This is a genomic window from Streptomyces sp. CA-142005 (assembly GCF_050942335.1).
In the GTDB taxonomy this organism is placed as follows: domain Bacteria; phylum Actinomycetota; class Actinomycetes; order Streptomycetales; family Streptomycetaceae; genus Streptomyces.
This window is the reverse complement of the sequence record NZ_CP192078.1, coordinates 2,984,568-3,006,356: the sequence shown is the minus strand read 5'-3', so window position 1 is coordinate 3,006,356 and position 21,789 is coordinate 2,984,568. Positions and strand designations below refer to the sequence as shown.

21 protein-coding genes are annotated in these 21,789 nt (G+C 73.0%); 12 read left to right on the top strand and 9 right to left on the bottom strand.

Features of this window, described 5'->3' with window-relative positions; genetic code table 11:
* Positions 1-64 precede the first annotated feature (64 nt).
* Positions 65-514 carry a DoxX family protein gene (locus ACQPXS_RS14355; RefSeq protein ID WP_433449567.1) on the top strand — a complete coding sequence of 150 codons (450 nt, stop codon included), beginning with the start codon at positions 65-67 and terminating at the stop codon, positions 512-514.
* 155 nt (positions 515-669) lie between these two features.
* Here ACQPXS_RS14355 and ACQPXS_RS14350 read toward each other — a convergent pair whose 3' ends face one another.
* On the bottom strand, positions 670-1,464 hold the full coding sequence (locus ACQPXS_RS14350; RefSeq protein WP_433449565.1) for an RNA-binding S4 domain-containing protein: 795 nt from the start codon (positions 1,462-1,464) through the stop codon (positions 670-672).
* Between the two features lie 223 nt (positions 1,465-1,687).
* Here ACQPXS_RS14350 and ACQPXS_RS14345 point away from each other — a divergent pair, with 223 nt between their 5' ends.
* The gene (locus tag ACQPXS_RS14345) at positions 1,688-2,383 is read left to right on the top strand and encodes a uracil-DNA glycosylase (RefSeq protein WP_351800678.1); all 696 of its coding nucleotides are present in this window, start codon (positions 1,688-1,690) and stop codon (positions 2,381-2,383) included.
* 233 nt (positions 2,384-2,616) lie between these two features.
* On the opposite strand, the gene ACQPXS_RS14340 is transcribed toward ACQPXS_RS14345, so the two are convergent.
* A complete protein-coding gene (locus ACQPXS_RS14340; protein ID WP_433449563.1) occupies positions 2,617-3,279 on the bottom strand; it encodes a GntR family transcriptional regulator in 663 nt (220 codons plus the stop codon).
* A gap of 189 nt (positions 3,280-3,468) precedes the next feature.
* Here ACQPXS_RS14340 and ACQPXS_RS14335 point away from each other — a divergent pair, with 189 nt between their 5' ends.
* Positions 3,469-4,926, top strand: coding sequence for an NCS1 family nucleobase:cation symporter-1 (locus tag ACQPXS_RS14335; protein ID WP_433449561.1), 1,458 nt, complete (start codon positions 3,469-3,471; stop codon positions 4,924-4,926).
* Between the two features lie 5 nt (positions 4,927-4,931).
* Positions 4,932-5,654, top strand: coding sequence for an aspartate/glutamate racemase family protein (locus tag ACQPXS_RS14330; RefSeq protein ID WP_433449559.1), 723 nt, complete (start codon positions 4,932-4,934; stop codon positions 5,652-5,654).
* A gap of 49 nt (positions 5,655-5,703) precedes the next feature.
* On the opposite strand, the gene ACQPXS_RS14325 is transcribed toward ACQPXS_RS14330, so the two are convergent.
* Positions 5,704-6,159 carry a GNAT family N-acetyltransferase gene (locus ACQPXS_RS14325; protein WP_433449557.1) on the bottom strand — a complete coding sequence of 152 codons (456 nt, stop codon included), beginning with the start codon at positions 6,157-6,159 and terminating at the stop codon, positions 5,704-5,706.
* Positions 6,156-6,572, bottom strand: a complete 417-nt coding sequence (locus ACQPXS_RS14320) for a RidA family protein (protein WP_365326414.1) — start codon at positions 6,570-6,572, stop codon at positions 6,156-6,158. The genes ACQPXS_RS14325 and ACQPXS_RS14320 overlap by 4 nt, the downstream gene beginning before the upstream one ends.
* Positions 6,573-6,793: 221 nt before the next feature.
* Between ACQPXS_RS14320 and ACQPXS_RS14315 the strand changes: the two genes are divergently transcribed.
* The 5 genes from ACQPXS_RS14315 to ACQPXS_RS14295 all read left to right on the top strand — a co-directional run bounded on the left by ACQPXS_RS14315 (position 6,794) and on the right by ACQPXS_RS14295 (position 12,059).
* Positions 6,794-7,579: a nucleotidyltransferase domain-containing protein gene (locus tag ACQPXS_RS14315; protein WP_433455812.1), complete on the top strand. Its 786-nt coding sequence runs from the start codon at positions 6,794-6,796 to the stop codon at positions 7,577-7,579.
* A gap of 148 nt (positions 7,580-7,727) precedes the next feature.
* On the top strand, positions 7,728-9,566 hold the full coding sequence (locus ACQPXS_RS14310) for an FUSC family protein (protein WP_433449555.1): 1,839 nt from the start codon (positions 7,728-7,730) through the stop codon (positions 9,564-9,566).
* 15 nt (positions 9,567-9,581) lie between these two features.
* Positions 9,582-10,934 carry an amidohydrolase gene (locus tag ACQPXS_RS14305; RefSeq protein ID WP_433449554.1) on the top strand — a complete coding sequence of 451 codons (1,353 nt, stop codon included), beginning with the start codon at positions 9,582-9,584 and terminating at the stop codon, positions 10,932-10,934.
* Positions 10,935-11,072: 138 nt separating this feature from the next.
* Positions 11,073-11,729, top strand: a complete 657-nt coding sequence (locus ACQPXS_RS14300) for a DUF899 domain-containing protein (RefSeq protein WP_433449552.1) — start codon at positions 11,073-11,075, stop codon at positions 11,727-11,729.
* A gap of 153 nt (positions 11,730-11,882) precedes the next feature.
* Positions 11,883-12,059, top strand: a complete 177-nt coding sequence (locus tag ACQPXS_RS14295; RefSeq protein WP_433449550.1) for a hypothetical protein — start codon at positions 11,883-11,885, stop codon at positions 12,057-12,059.
* A 24-nt stretch (positions 12,060-12,083) separates the two neighbouring features.
* On the opposite strand, the gene ACQPXS_RS14290 is transcribed toward ACQPXS_RS14295, so the two are convergent.
* The 3 genes from ACQPXS_RS14290 to ACQPXS_RS14280 form a co-directional block, all read right to left on the bottom strand.
* Positions 12,084-14,108, bottom strand: a complete 2,025-nt coding sequence (locus ACQPXS_RS14290; RefSeq protein ID WP_433449548.1) for an ABC transporter ATP-binding protein — start codon at positions 14,106-14,108, stop codon at positions 12,084-12,086.
* A gap of 167 nt (positions 14,109-14,275) precedes the next feature.
* On the bottom strand, positions 14,276-14,662 hold the full coding sequence (locus ACQPXS_RS14285; protein WP_365326695.1) for a hypothetical protein: 387 nt from the start codon (positions 14,660-14,662) through the stop codon (positions 14,276-14,278).
* A gap of 107 nt (positions 14,663-14,769) precedes the next feature.
* A complete protein-coding gene (locus ACQPXS_RS14280; protein WP_433449547.1) occupies positions 14,770-15,522 on the bottom strand; it encodes an ATP-binding protein in 753 nt (250 codons plus the stop codon).
* A 268-nt stretch (positions 15,523-15,790) separates the two neighbouring features.
* Here ACQPXS_RS14280 and ACQPXS_RS14275 point away from each other — a divergent pair, with 268 nt between their 5' ends.
* Together ACQPXS_RS14275 and ACQPXS_RS14270 are read left to right on the top strand one after the other, a co-directional pair.
* Positions 15,791-16,651, top strand: a complete 861-nt coding sequence (locus ACQPXS_RS14275; protein ID WP_356304473.1) for a helix-turn-helix domain-containing protein — start codon at positions 15,791-15,793, stop codon at positions 16,649-16,651.
* Positions 16,652-16,906, top strand: a complete 255-nt coding sequence (locus ACQPXS_RS14270; RefSeq protein WP_351800714.1) for a DUF397 domain-containing protein — start codon at positions 16,652-16,654, stop codon at positions 16,904-16,906.
* A 1,049-nt stretch (positions 16,907-17,955) separates the two neighbouring features.
* Here the strand turns inward: ACQPXS_RS14270 and ACQPXS_RS14265 are convergent.
* Positions 17,956-19,377 carry a PLP-dependent aminotransferase family protein gene (locus tag ACQPXS_RS14265; protein WP_433449545.1) on the bottom strand — a complete coding sequence of 474 codons (1,422 nt, stop codon included), beginning with the start codon at positions 19,375-19,377 and terminating at the stop codon, positions 17,956-17,958.
* 46 nt (positions 19,378-19,423) lie between these two features.
* Here ACQPXS_RS14265 and ACQPXS_RS14260 point away from each other — a divergent pair, with 46 nt between their 5' ends.
* Positions 19,424-19,942 (top strand): carboxymuconolactone decarboxylase family protein, encoded by a 519-nt coding sequence (locus ACQPXS_RS14260; protein ID WP_433449544.1) that lies wholly within the window; start codon positions 19,424-19,426, stop codon positions 19,940-19,942.
* 155 nt (positions 19,943-20,097) lie between these two features.
* Here ACQPXS_RS14260 and ACQPXS_RS14255 read toward each other — a convergent pair whose 3' ends face one another.
* Complete coding sequence (locus tag ACQPXS_RS14255) at positions 20,098-21,585, bottom strand: glutamate synthase subunit beta (RefSeq protein WP_433449542.1); 1,488 nt, start codon at positions 21,583-21,585, stop codon at positions 20,098-20,100.
* Positions 21,586-21,789: the final 204 nt, after the last annotated feature.

Here is a 21,789-nt window from a genome sequence, read left to right as displayed (position 1 = left end):
TTCCGGACCGTGTCCGGTCTACCTCGGTGAAAGCAATCGGCACCGCTTCCCCCAGGAGACCCTCATGTCCGAGACCACCGCTCCCGTCTCCCGCACCGCTTCCGTCGACTCCGCCGGCTCCCTCAGCGGCCGGAGGCGCGCGGCCCGGGTCGCGCTGCGGACCGTGCGGGTGCTGCTCGCGCTGTTCTACGGCCTCGCGAGCGCGCTGCCCAAGCTCATCGCGCACCCCTCGGCCGTCGAGGCCTTTGACAAGATCGGCTGGGGCAGCGGGGCCATGTACACCATCGGCGCGCTCGAACTCGCCGGAGGCGTCGCGCTCTTGATCCCCGTGCTGCAGTCCGTGGCGGCGATCGCGCTCAGCGCACTGATGGTGGGCGCGTTCATCGTCCAGCTCACGGCCTTCGACGGACAGAACGCGGCGACCCCGCTGATCCTGATGGTGCCGCTCGCCCTGATCGCCTGGGCCCGGCGTGGGCACAACGCGGACCTTCTGCGGTTGGTGCGGCGGCGATGACCCTGGGCGCGCGGCGCCGGTGCCGCCGGCCGGGCGCGGGGGCCCGGCCGACGGCACCGGCGTGTGCATGCGGGGTGGTGGTGCCTTCGGACCAACGCCCACGTGGACGGCCCGTCGGTCCGGCCTGGCGGTCGTTGCGGGGGTAACGCTTCAGGTCACCGTCCCCGGGGGTGCCCACCGGCCCCGCCCGACCCGGATCCACCACGCCGGCCGGATCTACTGGACCTGCCGGTCCCACCGGACCTGCCGGACCCGCTGGATCCACCGCGCCCACCGGAGCCGCCGCGGCCGCCGGCCGCGGGCCCACCGCGGCCCCCGGACCCGCCGGGGCCGCCGAGTCCGGCGAAGCCGCCGGGGGCTGCGGCGCCGCCGAAGGCGCCGAAACCGCCCGGGAGGCTCGGGTCCGCTAGGCCGCGCAGGCGTTCCATTTCGCGGCGGTCGCGCTTGGTGGGGCGGCCGGTGCCCCGGTCGCGAAGGCCGGCGGGGGCGATGGCCTCGCGGGGCGGAGGCGGAGGGGAGTTGTCGATGTAGCACTGGGCGGCCACGGGGGCGCCGACCCGCTTGCGGATCAGACGCTTGACGATCACGACGCGTTCCCGGCCCTCGTGCCGCAGGCGCACCTCGTCGCCGACGCGCACGGAGTAGGCCGGCTTCACCCGCTCGCCGTTGACATGGACGTGGCCGCCACGGCAGGCGGTGGCGCCCAGGGAACGCGTCTTGATCAGACGCACGGCCCAGATCCAGCTGTCGATCCGGACCGTCTCACCCTTGGCCGGCCCCGCCGCCTCGGCGGCGGCCACCGCGGCGGCGATCTTCGGATCGACGGGCTGCTCGGCGGAGGCACCGCAGCCGTGCGTGTCCTGGGTGTCCGGGGCGTCCTGGGCGGGGCGGGGCCCGTCCGGTCCGCCGGTCCCACGGTTCACGTTCTCGTCCGCATCCTCGGAAGCCATGCCCCCGACCTTAACTCCCCGGGCCGTGTGAGCCGGAGGCGATTTTCCCGGGGTCGTGGGGTGCCGGGTGCCGGGTGTGCCGGTGCGATCCTCCTGCAGCCGGCCGCACTGCTTCTGCCCGCGGCCCTGCTGATTGGGCCCCGGCCGAGGCCGGCTACGGCGGGTTCCTGGTGAGTGCAGGGCGCGGCGTCCACCAGAGACGGTAGAGGCATACGGTGGCCGTATGGACGACAGCAGCGCCCTCGCCCGGCTCGACCGGCGGGTCGCGGACTGCAGGGCGTGTCCCCGCCTGGTCGAGTGGCGCGAGGAGGTGGCCCGCACGAAACGGGCCGCGTTCGCCGACTGGACGTACTGGGGGCGGCCGGTGCCCGGGTTCGGCCCCGCCGACGCACGGCTGGTGATCATCGGGCTGGCTCCGGCCGCGCACGGCGGCAACCGCACCGGCCGGATGTTCACCGGCGACCGCTCCGGCGACGTGCTCTACCAGGCGCTGTACGACGAGGGGCTGGCCTCCCAGCCGACGTCCGTCAGCGCCGACGACGGGCTGGAGCTGTACGGCGTCCGGGTCACCGCGCCCGTGCACTGCGCTCCGCCCGCCAACAAGCCGACCCCCGGCGAGCGTGACACCTGCCGCGCCTGGCTGGTCCAGGAGCTCAGGCTGCTGCGCCCGACGCTCAGGGCGGCGGTCGTGCTCGGAGCCTTCGGCTGGCAGGCCGCGCTGCCCGCGTTCGGCGAGGCGGGCTGGACCGTGCCCCGGCCCCGCCCGGCCTTCGCCCACGGCACCCGGGTCGCGCTCGACGACCTGGACCTCTTCGGCTGCTTCCACGTCAGCCAGCGCAACACCTTCACCGGCCGGCTCACCACGGAGATGCTCCGCGAGGTGCTGCGCACAGCGGCGGAGGCAGCCGGCCTGCGGTAACCGCCCTCCAACAGCCGACCCCGACCGGCGCCCCCGTCAGAGTCCGCGGCGGCTCATCCGTCGGCCCATCGGTACCCGACCGACGCCGGTCGGCCCCGCCCGATCCATCAGGAGCCGATCGAGACCCGCCAGCAGCTCGGTGGTCCCTGGGGAGCCGAAGCCGCCGGCCAGGATCTCGCACCGGTCCTGCGGAAGCCGGTAGCCGTCCGTCACGAGCCCCCAGCGGCCCCTCTTCAGTCGGCGTCGGCGGGATCGGTTCCGAACAGGTGTCTTACCGTCGAGCGGTAGTTGGCGCGGACGTGGTCGAGGGCGTGGGCGCGGGCGCGGTCGGGGTCGCCGGAGGCGATCGCCTCGTACAACTCGCGGTGTTCGGTGAGGAGTTGGGGCCATTCCTCGTTGCGCCGGGTGAGCCAGCGCAGCCGGCCGTCGACCGGCTCCATGACCGAGATCAGCAGGCTGTTACCGGCCAGGGCGCGGATGCGGTCGTGGAAGCGTGTGTTGACGTCCGTGATCGCCTCGGCGTCGCCCTCCTTCGTCGCCCGCGCCGCCTGGTCGAGCAGGTCCCGCAGCTCCGCCAGGGCCTCGGGGGTCACCCGGGACGCCGCCAGCCCCGCCGCGTACACCTCCAGCGCCTCGCGCAGTTCGAAGAGTTCCCTGACGTCGGTCGGGTTCAGCCGGCGCACCACCGTGCGGCGGGCCGACTCGAAGAGGACGAAGCCCTCGGCGACCAGCGCGCGGATCGCCTCCCGCACCGGCACGCGGGAGACGCCGAACCGCTCGGCGAGTTCCCGTTCGACGAGTCGGTCACCGGGCCCGAGGCGCCCGGCGATGATGTCCTCCCGCAGGCTCGCCAGGACGCGCTCGCGCACCGCGCCCAGGGGTTCGATCTTCGTCATGGGCCCATCTTCGCCGACGCGAGGCCACTTTTACGGGGCCGTAACGGCAAGGACATCGGTCCGAATGCTTGACGACGGCACTATGGCAGCTGTTTGGTATACCAAACTCGCCCCGCTGTGGGTTTCCGGTCCGCAGTCCGTCCGAGTTCCTGCGGTATGGCCCCTTCGTCCCCCTGTCCAGGAGGCCCCGTGTCCCTCGCCGATCGCGCCGAAGTCACCGGCGCCCCCGCGTTCGTCCCCGACCCCCGCCTCGTCAACGAGGACCTCGCCCCCGCCGAGCGGCGGAACTGGAAGGTCTTCGACCTCTTCGCCATGTGGATGTCCGACGTCCACAACCTCGGCAACTACACCTTCGCCGCCGGCCTGCTCGTCCTCGGCATGAACGTCTGGCAGGTCTTCACCTCCCTGCTCGTCGGCTTCGTGCTCATCTACGCCGGCATGAACTGGATGGGGAGGATCGGCCAGCGCCACGGCGTGCCCTTCCCGGTGGTCGGCCGGATCAGCTTCGGCGTCTGGGGTGCCAACATCCCCGCGCTGATCAGGGCCGTGATCGCCATCATGTGGTACGGCATCCAGACCTATCTGGCCTCCGTCGCCGTCAACGTGATGCTGCTCGCGGCCTGGCCGGGCCTCGACTCCCTCACCCACCACTCCTTCCTCGGCCTGGACGCGCTCGGCTGGATCTCCTTCGTCTCGCTCTGGGTGATCCAGGCTCTGATCATCAGCCGGGGCATGGAGGCCGTACGGAAGTTCCAGGACTTCTGCGGTCCGGCGATCTGGCTGGTGATGATCGCGCTGGCGCTCTGGATCCTGGCCAAGGCCCACTGGAGCATCTCGCTCACCTCCACCCCGCACCCCGTGTCCACGGGAGAGCAGTGGCAGCAGTGGTTCGGCGCGATCGGTCTCATCCTCGCCACCTACGGCACCCTGATGCTCAACTTCTGCGACTTCTCCCGCTTCGCGCCCGACTACAAGACCGTCCGGCGCGGCAACTTCTGGGGCCTGCCCATCAACTCCACCGCCTTCGTGGTGGTGTCGGTGATCGTCACAGCCGGCTCGCTGAAGGCGTTCGGACAGGCCATCACCGACCCCGCGGAACTGGTCGCCAAGGTCGGCAACACCTGGGTGCTCGTGATCGCCGCGTTCACGTTCGCGGTCGCCACCATGGGCGTCAACATCGTCGCCAACTTCGTCTCACCGGCGTACGACCTCGCCAACGTCTGGCCGCAGAAGATCACCTTCAAGGTCGGCGGCATGATCAGCACGGTCGCCGCGCTGCTCGTCACCCCCTGGAACCTCTTCTCCAACCCGACCGTCGTCAACTACTTCCTCGGCGGCCTCGGCGCCTTCCTGGGCCCGCTGTTCGGCGTGATCATGGTCGACTACTACTGGGTCAAACGCGGCAAGGTCGACGTCGAGGCGCTGTTCGACGCCCGGCCGGGCACCCCGTACCACTACCGCAAGGGCGTCAACCCGACGGCGCTGTGGGCGTTCCTGCCCTCCGCCGCGGTGGCCGCCGTCGCGGCGCTGGTGAAGAGCTTCAGCGATGTGGCGCCGTACTCCTGGTTCATCGGCACGGCACTCGCCGCCGGCCTGTACACCCTGCTGACCCGCCGGGAGCGCGCGACGACGGCGAAGGAGGCCTGACAGGCGTGCGGATCGTCGTCACCAACTGCAACACCACGCAGGAGATGACCGAGGAGATCGTCCGCGGCGCCCGGGCCGCCGCGGACCCGGCCACCACGGTGACCGGTCTGACCCCCGCCTGGGGCCCGGCGTCCGCGGAGGGCTGGCTGGACAGCTATCTCTCCGCCGCCGCCGTCCTCGACACCCTGCGAACGTACGACGGACCCGCGTACGACGCCGTGGTCCTGGCCGGCTTCGGCGAGCACGGCCGGGAAGGCGTACGGGAGTTGGTGGACGTCCCGGTCGTGGACATCACCGAGGCCGCCGCCCACCTCGCCTGCCTCCTCGGCCGCCGCTACGGCGTCGTCACCACCCTGGACCGCTCCTGCGGCCAGATCGAGGACAGCCTGGAGACGGCCGGTGTGGCCCGCAACTGCGCCGCCGTCGTCGGCACCGGCCTCGGCGTCCTCGACCTCGCCGACGACCCCGGCCGCACCGAGGCCGCGTTCCTGACGGCGGCCGAGCGGGCCCGGGACGCGGGCGCCGAGGTCCTGGTCCTGGGCTGCGCCGGGATGACGGGACTGCAGCGGGCGGTGGGGGAGAAGCTCGGGCTGCCCGTGGTCGACGGGGTGGCGGCGGCGGTCAAGCTCGCCGAGTCCCTGGTCGCCCTGGGCCTGACCACCAGCCGAGCAGGCAGCTACGACAGGCCGCGGCCCAAGGGGAGGAGGTGGGGACACCCGGCACGCTGAGCCCGACGGCGTGGCCCTCGCTCGCCACGGCGGGCCGGAACGGCCGGGCTCACGGCCGCCAGACGTACCGCACGTCCGGCTCCCGCTCCTCGTTGCCGCTGCCGTCGGTGAACTCCACCGCGGCGAAACCATGGCGCTCGTAGAAGCGGTGGGCGGGCTTGTTGACCTGGAAGGTCCACAGGGTCAGCCCGCCCGGGCTGCGCTCCTTGGCCAGCGCCACGAACCGGCCGCCGATGCCGCGCCCCCGCCACTCCGGGTCCAGGTACAGCTGCGACAGCAACTCCCGGTTCAGCACCATCAGTCCGACGATCCCGCCGCCGTCGGCCTCCGCCACCCAGGTCTCCCGCAACGGCACGACGACATCCCGGATGTACTCGCGCACCTCGTCGTCGGTGCGCGGCCGGACGACGGTGGGCAGGGCGGCGTCGAAGGACCGCAGATACACGTCCGCGGCGGCCAAGGCGTCCGCCGCCACGGCCCGGCGCAGCACGACCTTGTCCGTCACCGGTTCCCCTCGCGCTCCGGCACCACGGCCGTGGCCGTGATCTCCACCAGCTGCCCGGTGTACCCGAGGCAGGCGACCCCGAGCAGCGTGGACGAGTGCGGTCCCGCGCTCAGCCCGGAGGCCTCCACCACGTCCCACACCGCGGACAGCACCGACGGCTCGCTGCTCACCACGTACACGTCCGTCGCGACCACATGCGCCAAGTCGCTCCCGACCGCGGCCAGTTGCTCCCGCAGGTTGGCGATCACCTGCTCCGCCTGCCGCACCGGATCACCCGGGCCGACGATCTCCCCCTTCTCGTCGAGCGGCACGGCCCCGGCCAGGAAGGCCAGCTTCGTCCCGGCCTCGACGACGGAGGCGTGCGCATAGCGGGGCGGCGGGAAGAGGACCGGGACGGTTACGCGCTGGATCACTGGGGTGCTCTCCTAAAACGGCGGTGGACGACACGACTTCCCGACAGATTCCGATGATCGATCCCGTCGGCCCTGACCGCACCCGAATTACCAGGACCGCTCTGCTGACGGGACACCGACGGCGGAGGCGTACGGACTCTCGACTTCGCGCACGGGCGGGAAGGCCCGCCGGAATTCCGGGCGCGGACTCCGGGACGGCGCGGCAGGCTGGGGCCATGCCCATGTCCCAGCCGACCCCCACGCCCCAGGTTTCCGATCCCGTCTTCCTCGCCCGTACCGCCGACCGCCTCGCCGCCCTCCCCACCGTCCATGCGGTCGCCCTCGGCGGCTCCCGGGCCCAGGGCACCCACCGCGCGGACAGCGACTGGGACCTGGCGGTCTACTACCGCGGCCCCTTCGACCCCGACGACCTGCGCGCGGTCGGCTGGGAGGGCGAGGTCTCCGAGATCGGCGGGTGGGGCGGCGGGGTCTTCAACGGCGGGGCCTGGCTGACCATCGACGGACGCCGGGTCGATGTGCACTACCGCGACCTGGACGTGGTCGAGCACGAACTGGCGGAGGCGGAGGAGGGACGGTTCCGGGTGGAGCCGCTGCTCTTCCATCTCGCCGGCATCCCCACCTACCTGATCGTGGCCGAACTGGCCGTCAATCAGGTGCTCCGAGGCACCCTGCCCCGCCCGGCGGGCTACCCGGCGCGGCTGCGCGTCACCGCCGCCGAGCGCTGGCACGGCACCGCCCGCGCCACCCTCGCCTACGCGAAGGCCAACCACGCCCCCCACGGCCGGCTCACGGAGACCGCAGGCGCCCTCGCGACGGCCGCCGCCCAGGCCGCGCACGGAGTGCTCGCGGCGCGCGGCGAGTGGGTGACGAACGAGAAACGGCTGCTGGAGCGGGCCGGGCTGCGGGGGATCGACGCGGTGGTGGGGGCGCTGCCGTCCGAACCCGAGGCCCTCGTCGCCGCCGTGACCGAGGCCGAGGAGATCGTCGCCGGGGCATTGCGTTCATAAAGAAACCGGCCGACCGCGGCACCTTTCACGTGCCGGAAACGTGATCGCCCGGTTCGCACCAAGAAAGCCCCTTACCGTGGGGCACAGCCCACCCGGCCACCGTCGTCCGAAGGCAAGGCACAACCCGCCCGCGTACGACAGGAGCCCCGTGTCCCGGCCCGCCGCCCCTCTCTGGCTCGCCCATGCCCTGCGCGCCCAGCGCGGCCCCGTCCCCTGGAGCGCGGTCACCCGGGGCGCGCTCGCCGCCGGGCCGCTGCTGCTCGCCGGCGTCGGTACGGGACACACCGCGCTCGGCGTCCTCGCCGCGATCGCCGCGATGCTCGCCGGCATCAACGACCGGCCGGGCAGCCGGCGGGCCTCCGTCAAACGGCTCGGGGTACCCGCGCTGGCCGGGGCGCTCGGGCTGCTCGCGGGGACGTATGCGGGGCAGGGGCTGGCCGCCGTACCGCTCACCCTGGCGCTCACCCTGCTCGGGCTGGTCGCGGGCGGCGTCAGCGCGGTCGGGCCCGTCGCCTCCGCCGCGGGAACGCAGCTCCTCGTCGGCGCCGCGATCGGCGCCGGGATGCCGGCGGCGCAGAGCGGCTGGCAGCGGGCCCTCGCCTTTCTCGCCGGGGCCGGCTGGCTGCTCGTACTGCGGCTCGCCCTGCCCACGCCCGGTTCGCTCGCCGGGGACTTCCGGTTCGACGGGGAGCGGGCGGCGGTCGCCGACGTGTACGACGCCGTCGCCGCGCTCCTCGACGCCGTGGGCGGGGAGCGGGCCACCGCCCGGCGGGCCGCGCTCACCGCCGCCCTCGACCATGCCCAGGACGCCCTCGCCGGACCCCGGTTGCGCCGGTACGCCAGTTCCGCCGCCGAGCGCCGGCTGCACGCGCAGTACGTGGCCGCCCTCCCGCTCGCGGAGGCCGCCACCGCGCTGTTCTGGGCGGGCGAGCCCGTCTCCGCGCGGGCCGCGGAAGGACCCCGGCGGCTCGCCGCCGCCGTCCGCGGCAACACCGGCACCGGCCCGCTGCCCGCGCCCCACCGGTCGGCCCCCGCCCTGCGCGCCCTCGACGACGCCCTGCTGCGCGCGGCCGAGGCCTTCGACCAGGGCAAGGGCGCCCAGCACCGGCTGCTCACCCGGCGCACGGGCCTCCCGGGCGCCCTGCGCGCCGCGTTCGGCACCGGCGGACGCGAGTACGGGCTGCGGGTCGCCGTCTGCTTCGGGGCCAGCGCCGCCATCGCCCAGGCACTGCACCACACCCGCTGGTACGGCCAGCACCAGCACTGGTACTGGCTGCCCGCCACCGCCGTCTTCCTCGTCAAGCCCGACCTCGGGCCGCTCGCCTCCCGGGTGCTGTGCCGGGCCGCCGGGACCGTGCTGGGCGCCCTGGTGTTCGCCGGGCTCGCCGCACTGCTGCCACGCCCGGCCGGGCTGATCGCGCTGGTCGCAGTCTGCGGGGCGCTGGTGCCGGTCGCCACCCGGCACTTCGCCGCGCTGACCGCCGTCGTCACCGTCCTCGTGCTCGCCCTGGTGATGGCCGGCGGTGAGCCTCAGGCCTCCGTCAGCCGGATCGGGGAGACCCTGCTGGCCTGCGCGCTCGTGCTGGTCGTCGGGCATCTTCCGGTGCCGGGGGAGCGCGGCGGCGGGGTACGGGCGCGGCTCGCCACGGCCGGGAGCGCCGCGCACGCCTATCTCGTGCACGTCCTCGGCGAGTCCGACGACCGCGCCGAGCGGTGGGCGCTGCGCCGGGAGGCCTACCGCACCCTCGCCGAGGCCCGTACCGCCATCGCGCTCGCCGCCGCCGAACTGCCCGCCCTCGCCCGGCACACGGCGGGCACGGACGCCGTCGCGGACGTCCTGGAGCGACTTGTCGACACGACCACGGCCTGCGCCGTGCACCTCGACGAGACGGGCCGGCTGACCCCTCGGCATGTCGGTCAACTGCAGGATGCCCTCAACGAGTTGAGGCACCAGGGGGTCGAGGTACCGCTGCCCGCCGCCGCGTAGCCGTACGGTGGGCCCATGCGCCCCGCTCCCGCCGACCTCGTCATCACCGGCTGCACCGCGCTCGTCCACGACGAGGCGGAGCAGGTCGGTTTCCGCAAGGACGCGGCGATCGTCGTACGTGACCGGGTCATCGAGTCGGTCACCTCCGCCGCGTCCGTGCGGGACCTGCCCGCCGTGCAGCGGATCGACGCCTACGGGCAGGTCGCCATGCCGGGGCTGATCAACTGCCACACGCACGCCCCGATGGTGGCCCTGCGCGGACTCGCCGAGGACCTGCCGACCGAGGAGTGGTTCAACGACGTCGTCTGGCCGGCCGAGTCCAACCTCACCGCCCACGACGTGGAGTCGGGCGCCCGGCTGGCCTGCGCCGAGATGATCCGGGGCGGGGTGACCTGCTTCGCCGACCACTACTTCCACATGGACGCTGTCGCCGCCGTCGTCGCCGAGTGCGGGCTGCGCGCGCACCTCGGCGAGGCCTACTTCTCCAGCCAGGGCCCCGAAGGGCGGGAGCGGTCGGCCGAGTTCGCCCTCCGCCACCGCGGCGGCGCCGACGGCCGCATCACCACGGCCCTCGCCCCGCACGCCCCCTACACCGTCACCGACGCCGACCTCGCCGCCACCGCCGATCTCGCCCGCGCCCACGGCCTGCCCGTCCACATCCACGCCGCCGAGAACCGCGACCAGACCGACACCAGCCTCGCCCGGCACGGCCTCACCCCCATCGAGGTCCTCGACCGCGCCGGACTCCTCGACACCGACCTGCTCATCGCGCACGGCACCGGCATCGTGGAGCGCGACCTTCCGCTGCTGGCCCGCACGGGCGGCCGTACGGCCGTGGCGACCGCGCCCCGCGGCTACCTGAAGTTCGCCTGGCCCACCACCACTCCGGTACGGGCCCTGCGCGCGGCGGGCGTCCCCGTCGGGCTCGCCACGGACGGCGCCGCCTCCAACAACTCCCTCGACGTGTGGGAGTCGATGGCGCTGACCTCCCTGATCCAGAAGTCCACCGTAGGCGATCCACGCTGGCTGACCTCCCGTCAGGCCCTGCACCACGCCACGCTGCAGAGCGCCCGCGCGGTCGGTCTCGCGGACCGCGTCGGCAGCCTCGCGCCCGGCCGGCGCGCCGACATCGTCCTGGTCGACCTGACCGGGCCGCACACCCAGCCCGTCCACGACCTCGCCGCCACCCTCGTGCACAGCGCGCGCTCCTCGGACGTCCGCACGACCGTCGTCGACGGCCGGGTCCTGATGCGCGACCGGGAACTCCTCACCCTCGACCTGCCCGCCGTCGTGGCGGAGTTGGGCCGCCGGCTGCCCGCGCTGACCGACCGGAGCCATGGGCGGCGCATCCAGGAGTACGACACCTGAGCCGGCCCGGTGCCGTGCGGGTCGGCGAGGCCGGAAGAAAATCTCCCGGAAATCTCCGCGAGAATCTCCGCGCACAGCGATGAGTTCCGCCCCCAGCGGCGGTCACCACCTCGTACCGACCGTCGGACAGGAGGGCCCATGTCGCTTCCGAGGATCGTCTCGCGCGAGCAGTGGCGCGCGGCGCGCGAGGAGTTGCAGCGCAAGGAGGAGACGGTCAGACGGGCCCGCGAGGTGCTCGGTCAGGAGCGGCGGCGGCTGCCGATGGTCGAGGTCGACGCGGGGTACGTCTTCGAGGGCGGCGACGGCAAGGCCACCCTCCTGGACCTCTTCGAGGGCCGGGCCCAGCTCGTCGTCCACCACTTCATGTTCGCCCCGGAGTGGGAGAACGGCTGCCCGTGCTGCGCGGCCTTCCTGGACCAGGTCGGCCACCTCGCCCACCTGCGGGCCAGGAACACCTCCTTCGCGGCCGTCTCCCGGGCGCCGTTCACCCGGATCCTGCCGTTCAAGGCGCGGATGGGCTGGGTCGTGCCCTGGTACTCCTCGTCGTGCTCCGCGTCCCAGGGCGACTTCAACCTCGACTTCGAGGCCACCGTGGAGTCGGGCCGGGGCCTGGTCGACCGGCCGGGCGTGAGCTGCTTCCTGCGGGAGAGCGACCGGGTCTTCCACACCTACTCGGTGTACGACGACGGGCTGGACGGACTCGGCACCCTCTCCGGCCTGCTCGACCTCACCGCCCTCGGCCGCAGCCCCGTCGGCGGCGAGCGGCTGCGGCTTCACGACGAGTACGACCACTGACACGGAGGGTGCCGTTCATGTCGCAAAGTGAACGGTTCCGCACGCTCCGCGCCGAACGGGTGTAGGTAATGTCTCAGTCCCGTCACCGAGTGAGGCCTTTGCCTTCTCCAGAGCGTTAACTCCTACGAGTACGACGCTTTCTGGAGGTGCGAGATGGTGAACGGGCGAAGGGTGCTCGAGCGCTTTCCCGCCGGTGGTCCGCGGGGATCCTGGCCCGCGGAGGAGTTCGCGCACGCGCGGCGTCTGGAAGGTCTGCCCGCCGAAGTGGTCATGGACCTCGCGACGGACACCTTCCTGGTGATCGTGCGAGGGGCCGAGGCGGCCGAGTGACGCGACCGGTGCCGTCCGGCCGGCTCAGGCCGGCTTCGGCGCCGGTACCCGCGCCGGTACCTGCGCCGTGAACTGTTCCGCCTGCAGCGCGTACAGCTCGGCGTAGACCCCGCCCCTGGCCAGCAGTTCCTGAGGGGTCCCGGACTCCACCAGCCGCCCCTGCTCCAGCACATGCACCAGGTCGGCATGCCGGACCGAGGCCAGCCGGTGGGTGATCAGCACGACCGTCTGCCCACTGCCGGCCAGCGCCCGGATCTTCTCGAACACCTCCAGCTCGGCCCGCGCGTCCAGGGCGGCCGTCGGCTCGTCCACGATCAGCACCTGACCGCGCCGGTACGCCGCCCGGGCGATGCCGAGCCGCTGCCACTGACCGCCGGACAGCTCGTGCCCGCCGCTGAAGTCGCGGGCCAGCAGCGTGTCCAGGCCGCGCGGCAGATCCGCGACCACCTCCTCCGCCCCCGCCTCGGCGACGGCCGCGGCCAGCCGTTCCTCGGTGATGGGCACGGCCGGGCGGCCGACGGCCACGTTCACCCGGGCGGTGAACGGCCAGCGTTTGAAGTCCTGGGCCACCATCGCGATCCGCTCGGCGAGCAGCCGCCGGTCGGCCCGCGCCGCGTCGACGCCGTCCCACAGGATGCGGCCGCGGTCCGGGGTGTACAGGCCCGCGAGCAGCTTGACCAGCGTGGTCTTGCCCGAGCCGTTCTCGCCGACGAGCGCGATGATCCGGCCGAGCGGCAGGGTGAGGGTGACGTCGTCCAGGGCGGGGCGGGTCCGCGGCCCACCGGAAGACGCCGCCGGCTCACCGGAGGAGGCGGGCAGCCCACCGGAAGAGGGGTCCGGCGCGTCACTCGGATAGCTGAAGGTGACGTGCTCGAACCGGATCTCCTTCGGATCCTCCGGCAGGAGCTCGCCGCCCTCCGGGACGGCCCGCTCGGCCGCCTCCACGTACAGCCGCTGCAGATCCCCGACGAACAGGGCCTCCTCGTGCAGTTGGTTGATCTCCAGCACCAGCGTGTCCAGGCTCGACGCACCCGTGCGGATCGCGATCACCGCCGTGCCGGCCACCGACAGGGCCATCGCGCCGGTCAGCAGCAATGCGCCCAGCGTGGCGTAGGTCGCGAGCGTGGCGAGGCCGGTCCAGCCGGCCGCGATCAGGCCGGTCCGGGCGGCGAGCCGGGCCAGCCGGGCCTGTTCCGCCTCCGCCGTCTCCGACATGGACCGGAAGTGGCGCAGCAGGAACGGGCCGACCCCGTGCACCCGGATCTCCGGGGCCGCGGCCGGTTCGGTGAGCAGATGGCTGATCAGCCGGCCCGCGCGGGCGTGCTGCACCCAGACATGGAAGGACTCGTAGCGGCGCCGGGCGTTGGTCAGCGCGCTCCAGGCGCTCGGCAGGGTCATGGTGACCAGCAGCGGCAGCAGGACCGGATGCAGTACCGCCAGCACGCCGGCCGCCGCGATCAGCGAGATCAGCGCGCCGATCACCCGGGCGCCGTAGGAGATCATGCGGCGCGCGGACTCGGCGCCGTACCGGGCGGTGTCCAGCAGTTTGTGAAAGGCGTGGTCCTCGATGGCGGCCAGCTCCACGTTCGCCGCCCGCTCCAGGTACAGCTCGGTCGCCACCCGCTCCACCTTGGGCTCCAGCCGCCCGATGGCGTACGTGGAGGCCGCCCGCAGCAGCACGGCCACGAGCGATACGGCGGCCATGGCGAGCAGTGCGGGGGCGGCCGACCGCAGTCGCTGCTCGATGTCCGGGCCGGTCAGCAGCCTGGCGAGCGCGCTGTTCACGGCCAGCAGGCTCACCGCCTGGGCGGCGCCGCGCAGCGCCTCGGCGGCCAGGACCATCCGCGCGGCCCGGGCATCCGCCTGCAGGGCCAGCCGCAGACTGGAGGCCAGCATGCCGGGCAGCCGGACGACCATCGCACGGAAGCCCAGTTCCAGGAAGGCGTCCGCGTGCTCGTTCCAGCCCATGTCGTAGCGCAGCGGTCCCCCGAACAGCAGCCGCTCCGACCCCGACACCACGGGCTCGGGCGTCCCCCGCTTCTTCCTCACGTGACCTCCCGGAGCGTGACGGAACGGCCACTATCTCCGGGCGAACCGGTGGCGGGGGAGGGCGTGCGGGGGAGTGCCGGGGGAGCGAAGGGGGCGTGTGGCGGGACTCCGCAGAGAGGTTTGCCCGTCAGCCGACCAGGGTGACCGGGGCCGGGGCCAGCGCAGCGTCACGCCGCCCGGGACCAGTCGGGGGTCGTTCCGGTCACCCGGCACAGGGCCAGGTACAGCGGGATCGGCGGGGTGTAGGGGACCGTGCCCTCCGGGCGGTGGATGAGCCGGGCGGTGCCGGTGACCAGGGCGCCGGGGGCGTAGTGGGCCGGGGACGGCCAGGGCAGGGCGTAGTCGGAGTCCGACGGAACGATCCACCACCAGCGGGCGCCGTCGGTGTACACACAGCCCAGCCGGGGCAGCCGCGGTACGACCAGCGGGCCGAGGCGGTCGGGCACGGCCACGGCGTCGCAGCCGAGCGGTGCGGTCATACCGTCCGGCACGGCGAGCCGGCGGGGCGCGTCCGGGACGGACCTGAGCCGCTGCAGCCGCACCAGGGTGTCCAGGCCGAGGGACCGCTCGGCGCCCCAGGCGGAGCCGACGGTGCCGGCCGGGCAGGGACTCGGGGCGCGGTGCCCGTCGAAGTCGTGGTCGCCGGAGCCGTACCGTGCGGTCACGGCCGGTCCCCGGAACGGTGCTGCTCGGGGGCCCGGTGCGAAGACTGGTGCGGCGGCCGGTCCAGGATGCGGTGCCGGTGGGGCTCCGGCACCCCGTGGCGGTGCTGGTGCTCGGGGGCGAGCTGGGCGAGAGGGCGGGGGTGCCCGGCGGCCCCTTGCCGGCCCTCCGGGACCTCGTCCTCGCCGGAGTCGTCCGGGCGGCCGGGCTTGGGACGGGCGCCCCAGCCCAGGTCGCCTCGCGGAGCGGTGTCGTCGGCCGCGTCGGACCAGCGGTCCAGCTCGGCCCAGACCAGCAGGCCGGGCCCGTGTTCCTGGGCGCCCCAGGCCCGGCACAGCGCGTCGACCAGGAGCAATCCCCTCCCGTGCTCCTCATCGGGCCGCTGCGCGGAGGGATGGGGATCGCCGGGGGCACAGCCCTCGTCCCGTACGGCTATCCGCAGGGTGTCGTCGTGGTCGTGCAGCTCGCACACCACGCGGCTGCTCGCGGTGTGCACGATCGCGTTGGTGACCAGCTCGGATATGACCAGGGCCGCGCTGTCGCAGGTGTCCGCGCACACCGACCAGCCGGTCAGCCGGGCATGCGCGAGGCGTCTCGCCTGGGCGACGGAACCCGGATGTGCGGCCAGCTCGAAGCGGAACCGGCGCCCGGCAACGTCCCCGTCAGGGGCTGCTCCCGTGGCTGCGCCGAGACCGGGAGGGTCTGCGGCGGCGTCTGTTCCTAAGGGCGCGGACGGAATCACGCTTGCCACTATCTCCCCGCCGTGAACACTTGGCAAGTATCACTCTGAAAAATGCAGAGTGCTGGGTGACTCGGTCAGGGGCCGTGGCACACTGCTCGCAACAGCACGTAGAGCGGCGCCAATTGGGGTCATCGGAGATCGCCCGGTCTTCGAATGCATCTTCGAATGGCGCCGCAGGGCTGTCGGGAAACGTCCGTCAGGAGACATCCCTCGGGAAACGTTCGGTGCAAACGTCCGGTGCAAACGTTCAGTGGAGGCGTTCGGTGGAGGTGAGAGCGTGAGCGAACCGCGGTCCGCGCCGACGGTGGGCCAGGTGGTCCTCGGACGGCGCCTGTTGGACCTGCGGGAACGCGCCGGACTGAAGCGTGAGGAGGCCGCCCGCATCCTGCGCGTCGCGCCCGCCACCGTCCGCCGCATGGAGATGGCCGAGGTCGCCCTCAAGATCCCGTACCTGCAACTGCTGCTGAAGGCCTACGGCGTGGCCGACGACGAGGCCGAACTCTTCGTCCAGCTGGCCGAGGAGGCCAACAAGCCGGGTTGGTGGCAGCGCTTCCACGACATCCTGCCCGGCTGGTTCTCGATGTACGTCAGCCTGGAGGGCGCGGCCGCCCTCATCCGCTCCTACGAGCCGCACTTCGTCCCCGGGCTGCTCCAGACCGAGGACTACGCGCGCGGTGTGCTCAAGTCAGGTGCCATCGGCCAGACCAGCCCGGACGACATCGAGCGGCACGTCGCCCTGCGGATGCAACGCCAGCAACTGCTCACCCGTCCCGACGCCCCCCGCTTCTGGGCGGTGATGGACGAGACCGCCCTGCGCCGCCCGGTCGGCGGCCCGGAGGTGATGCGCGCGCAGATCGACAAGTTGCTCGAGGCCACGAAGCTGCCCCATGTGACGCTCCAGGTCGCCCCGTTCGCCAGCGGGCCGCACCCGGGGACGTACGGGCCCTTCGTGCTGTTCCGATTCGCCATGCCGGAGCTGCCGGACATGGTCTACAGCGAGTACCTGACCGGCGCGGTCTATCTGGACGCGCGCACGGAGGTGGCGACGCACCTCGAGGTCATGGACCGCATGGCGGCGCAGGCCGCTACGGCACAACGCACGAAGGAGATCCTCCGGGATCTCCGCAAGGAGCTGTGAATGGATCGCATCACGCCGCGCGCACGCGTCTACAACGGCATGCCCGCGCGGGAGTTGGGCAGCGAGGGCTGGCACAAGCCCTGGAGCGGCGGCAACGGCGGGAACTGCCTGGAGGTGATGAAGCTGGCCGACGGCCGGATCGCCCTGCGCCAGTCCACCGACCCGGACGGGCCGGCGCTGATCTACACCACGGCCGAGATGACCGCGTTCATAGAGGGCGCCAAGGCGGGGGAGGCCGACTTCCTGCTGTCCTGACCCCGACCGTGTGTTGTTTTTCCTCACCTTCCTTATGGTGACGCCTACTTGATCCTTCATTGCGCCGGACGCTCAGGACGTCCATGGAGTGCCGCACGACAGGGCAGGACCCGAAGCAAGGACCACTGCCCCGTCGACGAGCGGGGACACCGCCTATGCCCTTGAGGCAGTGGGAGAGGGCCGGCGGATGCCGGCCCTCGACCGCCGGGTGCCGGTGACGGCCCCGGTCGTCCGCCGCGACAACGCCCCGGTCGTGCCGGCCCACGCCGCGGCCCGACTGCACAGCACACCCGAGGGCGCGACCGAGCATCCGCAGGCCGACGGGTGGGCCGCCCGGCGCTTATTCGGCTGCGCGGCCCCGCCCACCGCGCCTACGCTGCTCAGGGTTCAGGTGCGCAGGCAGTGGATCCTTCCGTCGCAAGTCATCGCTACCCCCCGATCCTCCGGACCCGCTCCGGTCGACCGGTACCGGCCGCCGGCCCAACAGCCGACCGCCGGTCGCGAAGGTTTACGTCACCGCCGCCGACCCCGATCTCTGAACCACCGCTCCGACCGCCGGAGGCAACCCGCTCCAACCGCCGGAGGTAACCGCTCCGACCGTCGGAGGCAACCCGCTCCGACCGTCGGAGGCAATCCGCTCCGACCGCTGGAGGCAATCCGCTCCGACCGTCGGAGGCAATCCGCTCCGACCGCTGGAGGCAATCCGCTCCGACCGTCGGAGGCAATCCGCTCCGACCGCTGGAGGCAATCCGCTCCGACCGTCGGAGGCAATCCGCTCCGACCGTCGGAGGCAATCCGCTCCGACCGTCGGAGCAATCCGCTCCGACCGTCGGAGGCAACCGCTCCGACCGCTGGAGACAAACCGCTCCAACCGCCGGAGACAATCCGCTCCGACCGTCGGAGGCAACCGCTCCAACCGCCGGAGCAATCCGCTCCGACCACTGGAGACAACCCGCTCCGACCGCCGGAGCAATCCGCTCCGACCACTGGAGACAACCCGCTCCGACCGCCGGAGGCAACCGCTCCGACCGCCGGAGGCACCCCGGTCCTCACCCCGGAGGCAGCACCTCGCACAGCGCCTCCAACGCCGCGCCGTAGGCGTGTTCCGGGGCTGCCGCGTAGCCCACCACCAGTCCGTCACCCACCGTCGCCGCCGCCTCCGGATGCCGGAACGCGGCGAGTCCGTCCAGGGCGATCCCCTGCCACGCGGCGGCCTTCACGGCGGACCGCTCGGTGCCGGGCGGCAGCCGCAGCACCGCGTGCAGCCCGGCCGCGATGCCCGTCACCTCGACCTGCGGCGCGTGTTCGGCGAGCGCGGCGACGAGCCGGTCACGCCGGTGCCGGTAGCGCTGCCGCATGCGCCGCACATGACGGTCGTAGGACCCGGAGGTGATGAACTCCGCCAAGGCCAGCTGGTCCAGGACGCTCGCCCAGCCCTCCCGCTCGCCCTTGGCCGCGAGCACCGGCCCCACATACCGCTCGGGCAGCACCATCCAGCCCAGCCGCAGCGCCGGTGACAGGCTCTTGCTGACCGAACCGAGGTGGATCACCCGCTCCGGATCGAGGCCCTGGAGAGCGCCGACCGGCCTGCGGTCGTACCGGAACTCGCCGTCGTAGTCGTCCTCCAGGACGACCGTCCCACGCGCGCGTGCCCAGTCGATCACGGCCGCCCGGCGCTCCGGGTGCAGCGGCCCGCCCGTCGGGAACTGGTGCGCCGGCGTGAGCAGCACGGCCCGCTCCCGCCCGAGCACGTCCACCCGCGCGCCGTGCTCGTCCAGCGGCAGCGGCACCGTCCGCACCCCGGCCGTGGTGAGCAGCCCCCGGTGGAAGTCCAGCCCGTACGCCTCCACGCCCAGCGGACCGCGCAACACCCCGCCCGCGCCCTGGCCGAACAGCAGCCGCAGCGCGTGCGCGAAGCCCGAGCAGATCACGATCCGGTCCGGCTCGGTCCGCACACCACGCGCGCGTGCCAGATATTCGGTCAGCGCCTCCCGCAACTCCCGGCGCCCGGCCGGATCCCCCGGCCCGAACGCCTCGTTCGGCGCCGCCTGGAGAGCCCGCCGATAACAGGCCGACCAGGCCGCCCGCGGGAACGCCGACGCGTCCGGCGCGCCCTGCCGCAGATCGTGTCGCGGGCCACGCGCGCGTGGCGGTGTTCTCACCGGCGTCCGTACGGCGTGCCGCAGCGGCTCGGCCCGGTCGGCGACCCGGGTGCCCGAGCCCTGGCGGGCGGTCAGCCAGCCCTCCGCGACCAGTTCCGCGTAGGCGTCGGCCACCGTGTTGCGGGCCACGCCCAGATCGGCGGCGAGCGACCGGTACGGCGGCAGCCGGGTGCCCGGCGCCAGCCGCCCGCTGCGCACGGTCTCCCGCAGCGCCCGGGTCAGCGCCGCCCGCCGCCCGCCCGGACCCGACAGCTCCAGATGCAGATCGGCGCCGATCCGCTCCGCGGAATTGACCCACGATTCCGTCATGGAAATGCACCCTACAGCCGGTCTATCCGGCCCGTAGGTTGAAGCCATGACGACGAACACGAACACTGCCGCAGCCGATATCACCAGCGCAATCGCCGAGGTCGAGGCCGCCCGTACCCGGCTGGACCTCGCGAGGTCCGCCCCGAAGGTCTTCCGCGCCATCGTCGGCTTCGACGCCGCCGCCCGCGCCGGCCTCGATCCGGCGCTGGTGGAGCTGATCCAGATCCGCTCCTCCCTCCTCAACCACTGCGCCTACTGCCTGCACATGCACACCAACGACGCGCGCAAGGCCGGCGAGAGCGAGGACCGGCTGCACATGGTGGCCGTCTGGCGCGAGGCCCGGCACTACTTCACCCCCAGGGAACAGGCCGCCCTAGCACTGACGGAGGCCCTCACCCTCGTGGCCGACGCGGGCGTCCCCGACACCGTCTACGCCGAGGCCGCGGCCCACTTCGACGAGGAGGAACTGGCCCACGTCATCGCCGTGATCTGCACCATCAACACGTGGAACCGGGTGGCCCTGGCGACGGGGAAGGTGGCGGGGACGGACGAGCGGAAGCGATGATCGGCAGACGGCAGACGGCAGACGGCAGACGGCAGACGGCAGACGGCAGACGGCAGACGGCAGACGGCAGACGCCGATCGCCAAGTCTCGCCGGTCACTCGACCCACGTCAGCAGCCGAGCACAGCCGATGGCGAGGAGAAACCGAGGGCCACACCTACACCCTCATCGGCCGATCCCGCGGAGAGACCGGTGCCGGCAGCCGTGAACTCCCGGTGAGATACCGGTCGACGGCCGACGCCACCGCCCGCCCCTCCGCGATCGCCCAGACGATGAGCGACTGCCCCCGCGCCGCGTCCCCGGCGGCGAACACCCCGGGGACGTTGGTCGCGAAGCCGTCGTCCCGGGCGATCGTGCCGCGCGGATCGAGCGTCAGCCCCAACTGCCCGATCAGCCCGTCCTCCTGGTCCGGCCCGGTGAACCCGAGGGCGAGCAGCACGAGATCGGCGGGAAGCGTCCGCCCGGTACCCGTCACCGGCCGGCGCCGCTCGTCGACCTCCACCAGATGCAGGGACCGCACATGCCCGCTGTCGTCGCCGGTGAAGCGGAGCGTGGACGCCGCGAACAGCCGCGCGTCCGCGTCCGCCGCCGGTGCCGTACGCAGATCCCGGGCCTCCTCGTGCGCGGCCGACAGCCGGTAGATCTTCGGGTACGTCGGCCATGGCTCGGTGTCCTCGTCGCGCTCGGCGCCCGGCTGCGCGTAGATGTCCAGCTGGGTCACGGACGCGGCCCTGTCGCGCACCGCGGTCCCCAGACAGTCCGCTCCGGTGTCCCCGCCGCCGACGATCACCACATGCTTGCCGGCCGCGGACAGCGGCGAAACCTCCAGATCCCCCTCACACACCCGGTTCGCCAGCGGCAGATACTCCATCGCCTGGTGTATCCCGTCGAAGTCCCGGCCGGACACCGGAAGTTCCCGCCACGCCGTGGCCCCCGTCGCGATGACGACGGCGTCGTACCGTCCCCGCAGCTCCGCCGCCCCGACATCCCGCCCGACGGCCGTCGAGGTACGGAACTTCGTCCCCTCGACCCGCATCTGCTCGATCCGCCGCTCCAGATGCCGCTTCTCCATCTTGAACTCGGGGATCCCGTATCGCATCAGCCCGCCGATCCGGTCGTCCTTCTCGTACACGGCTACCGTGTGCCCGGCCCGGGTCAGCTGCTGTGCCGCGGCGAGCCCGGTGGGCCCGGAGCCGATGACGGCGACCGTCTTCCCGGACAGCCGTTCGGGCGGCCGGGGCTGGGTGAAACCTTCCTCCCAGGCCCGGTCGGCGATCGCGCACTCGACGTTCTTGATGGTGACGGCCGGCTGATTGATCGCGAGCACGCATCCCGCCTCACAGGGCGCCGGGCACAAGCGGCCTGTGAACTCGGGGAAGTTGTTCGTCGCGTGCAGCCGGTCGCTCGCCGCCCGCCAGTCCTCCCGCGAGACCAGGTCGTTCCACTCCGGGATGAGATTGCCCAGCGGGCAGGCGTCGTGGCAGAACGGGATGCCGCAGTCCATGCACCGGTCGGCCTGCTTGCTGATGATGGGCAGCAGCGCTCCCGGGACGTACACCTCGTCCCAGTCCCGCACCCGCTCCTCGACGGGCCGCCGCGGCCACTCCTGGCGCGGCGTGGTCATGAACCCCTTGGGATCGGCCATGGTCGTCTTCCTCGCGTACGGATACCGCGCGGGCATCGGGTGTACGACGGGCCGTACGCCATCGGGCGGCGTCCTTCGGCTCTCTCTCGGCCACGATACGTCCGCCCCGACCACGGCGCAGAGCGGTGGACAGCGCTTTCTCGCGAGGCTCCCCTGAGCCGGGCACCAGCCGCGTCCGGACTCCCTGACCAGGGGTCCCTCAGG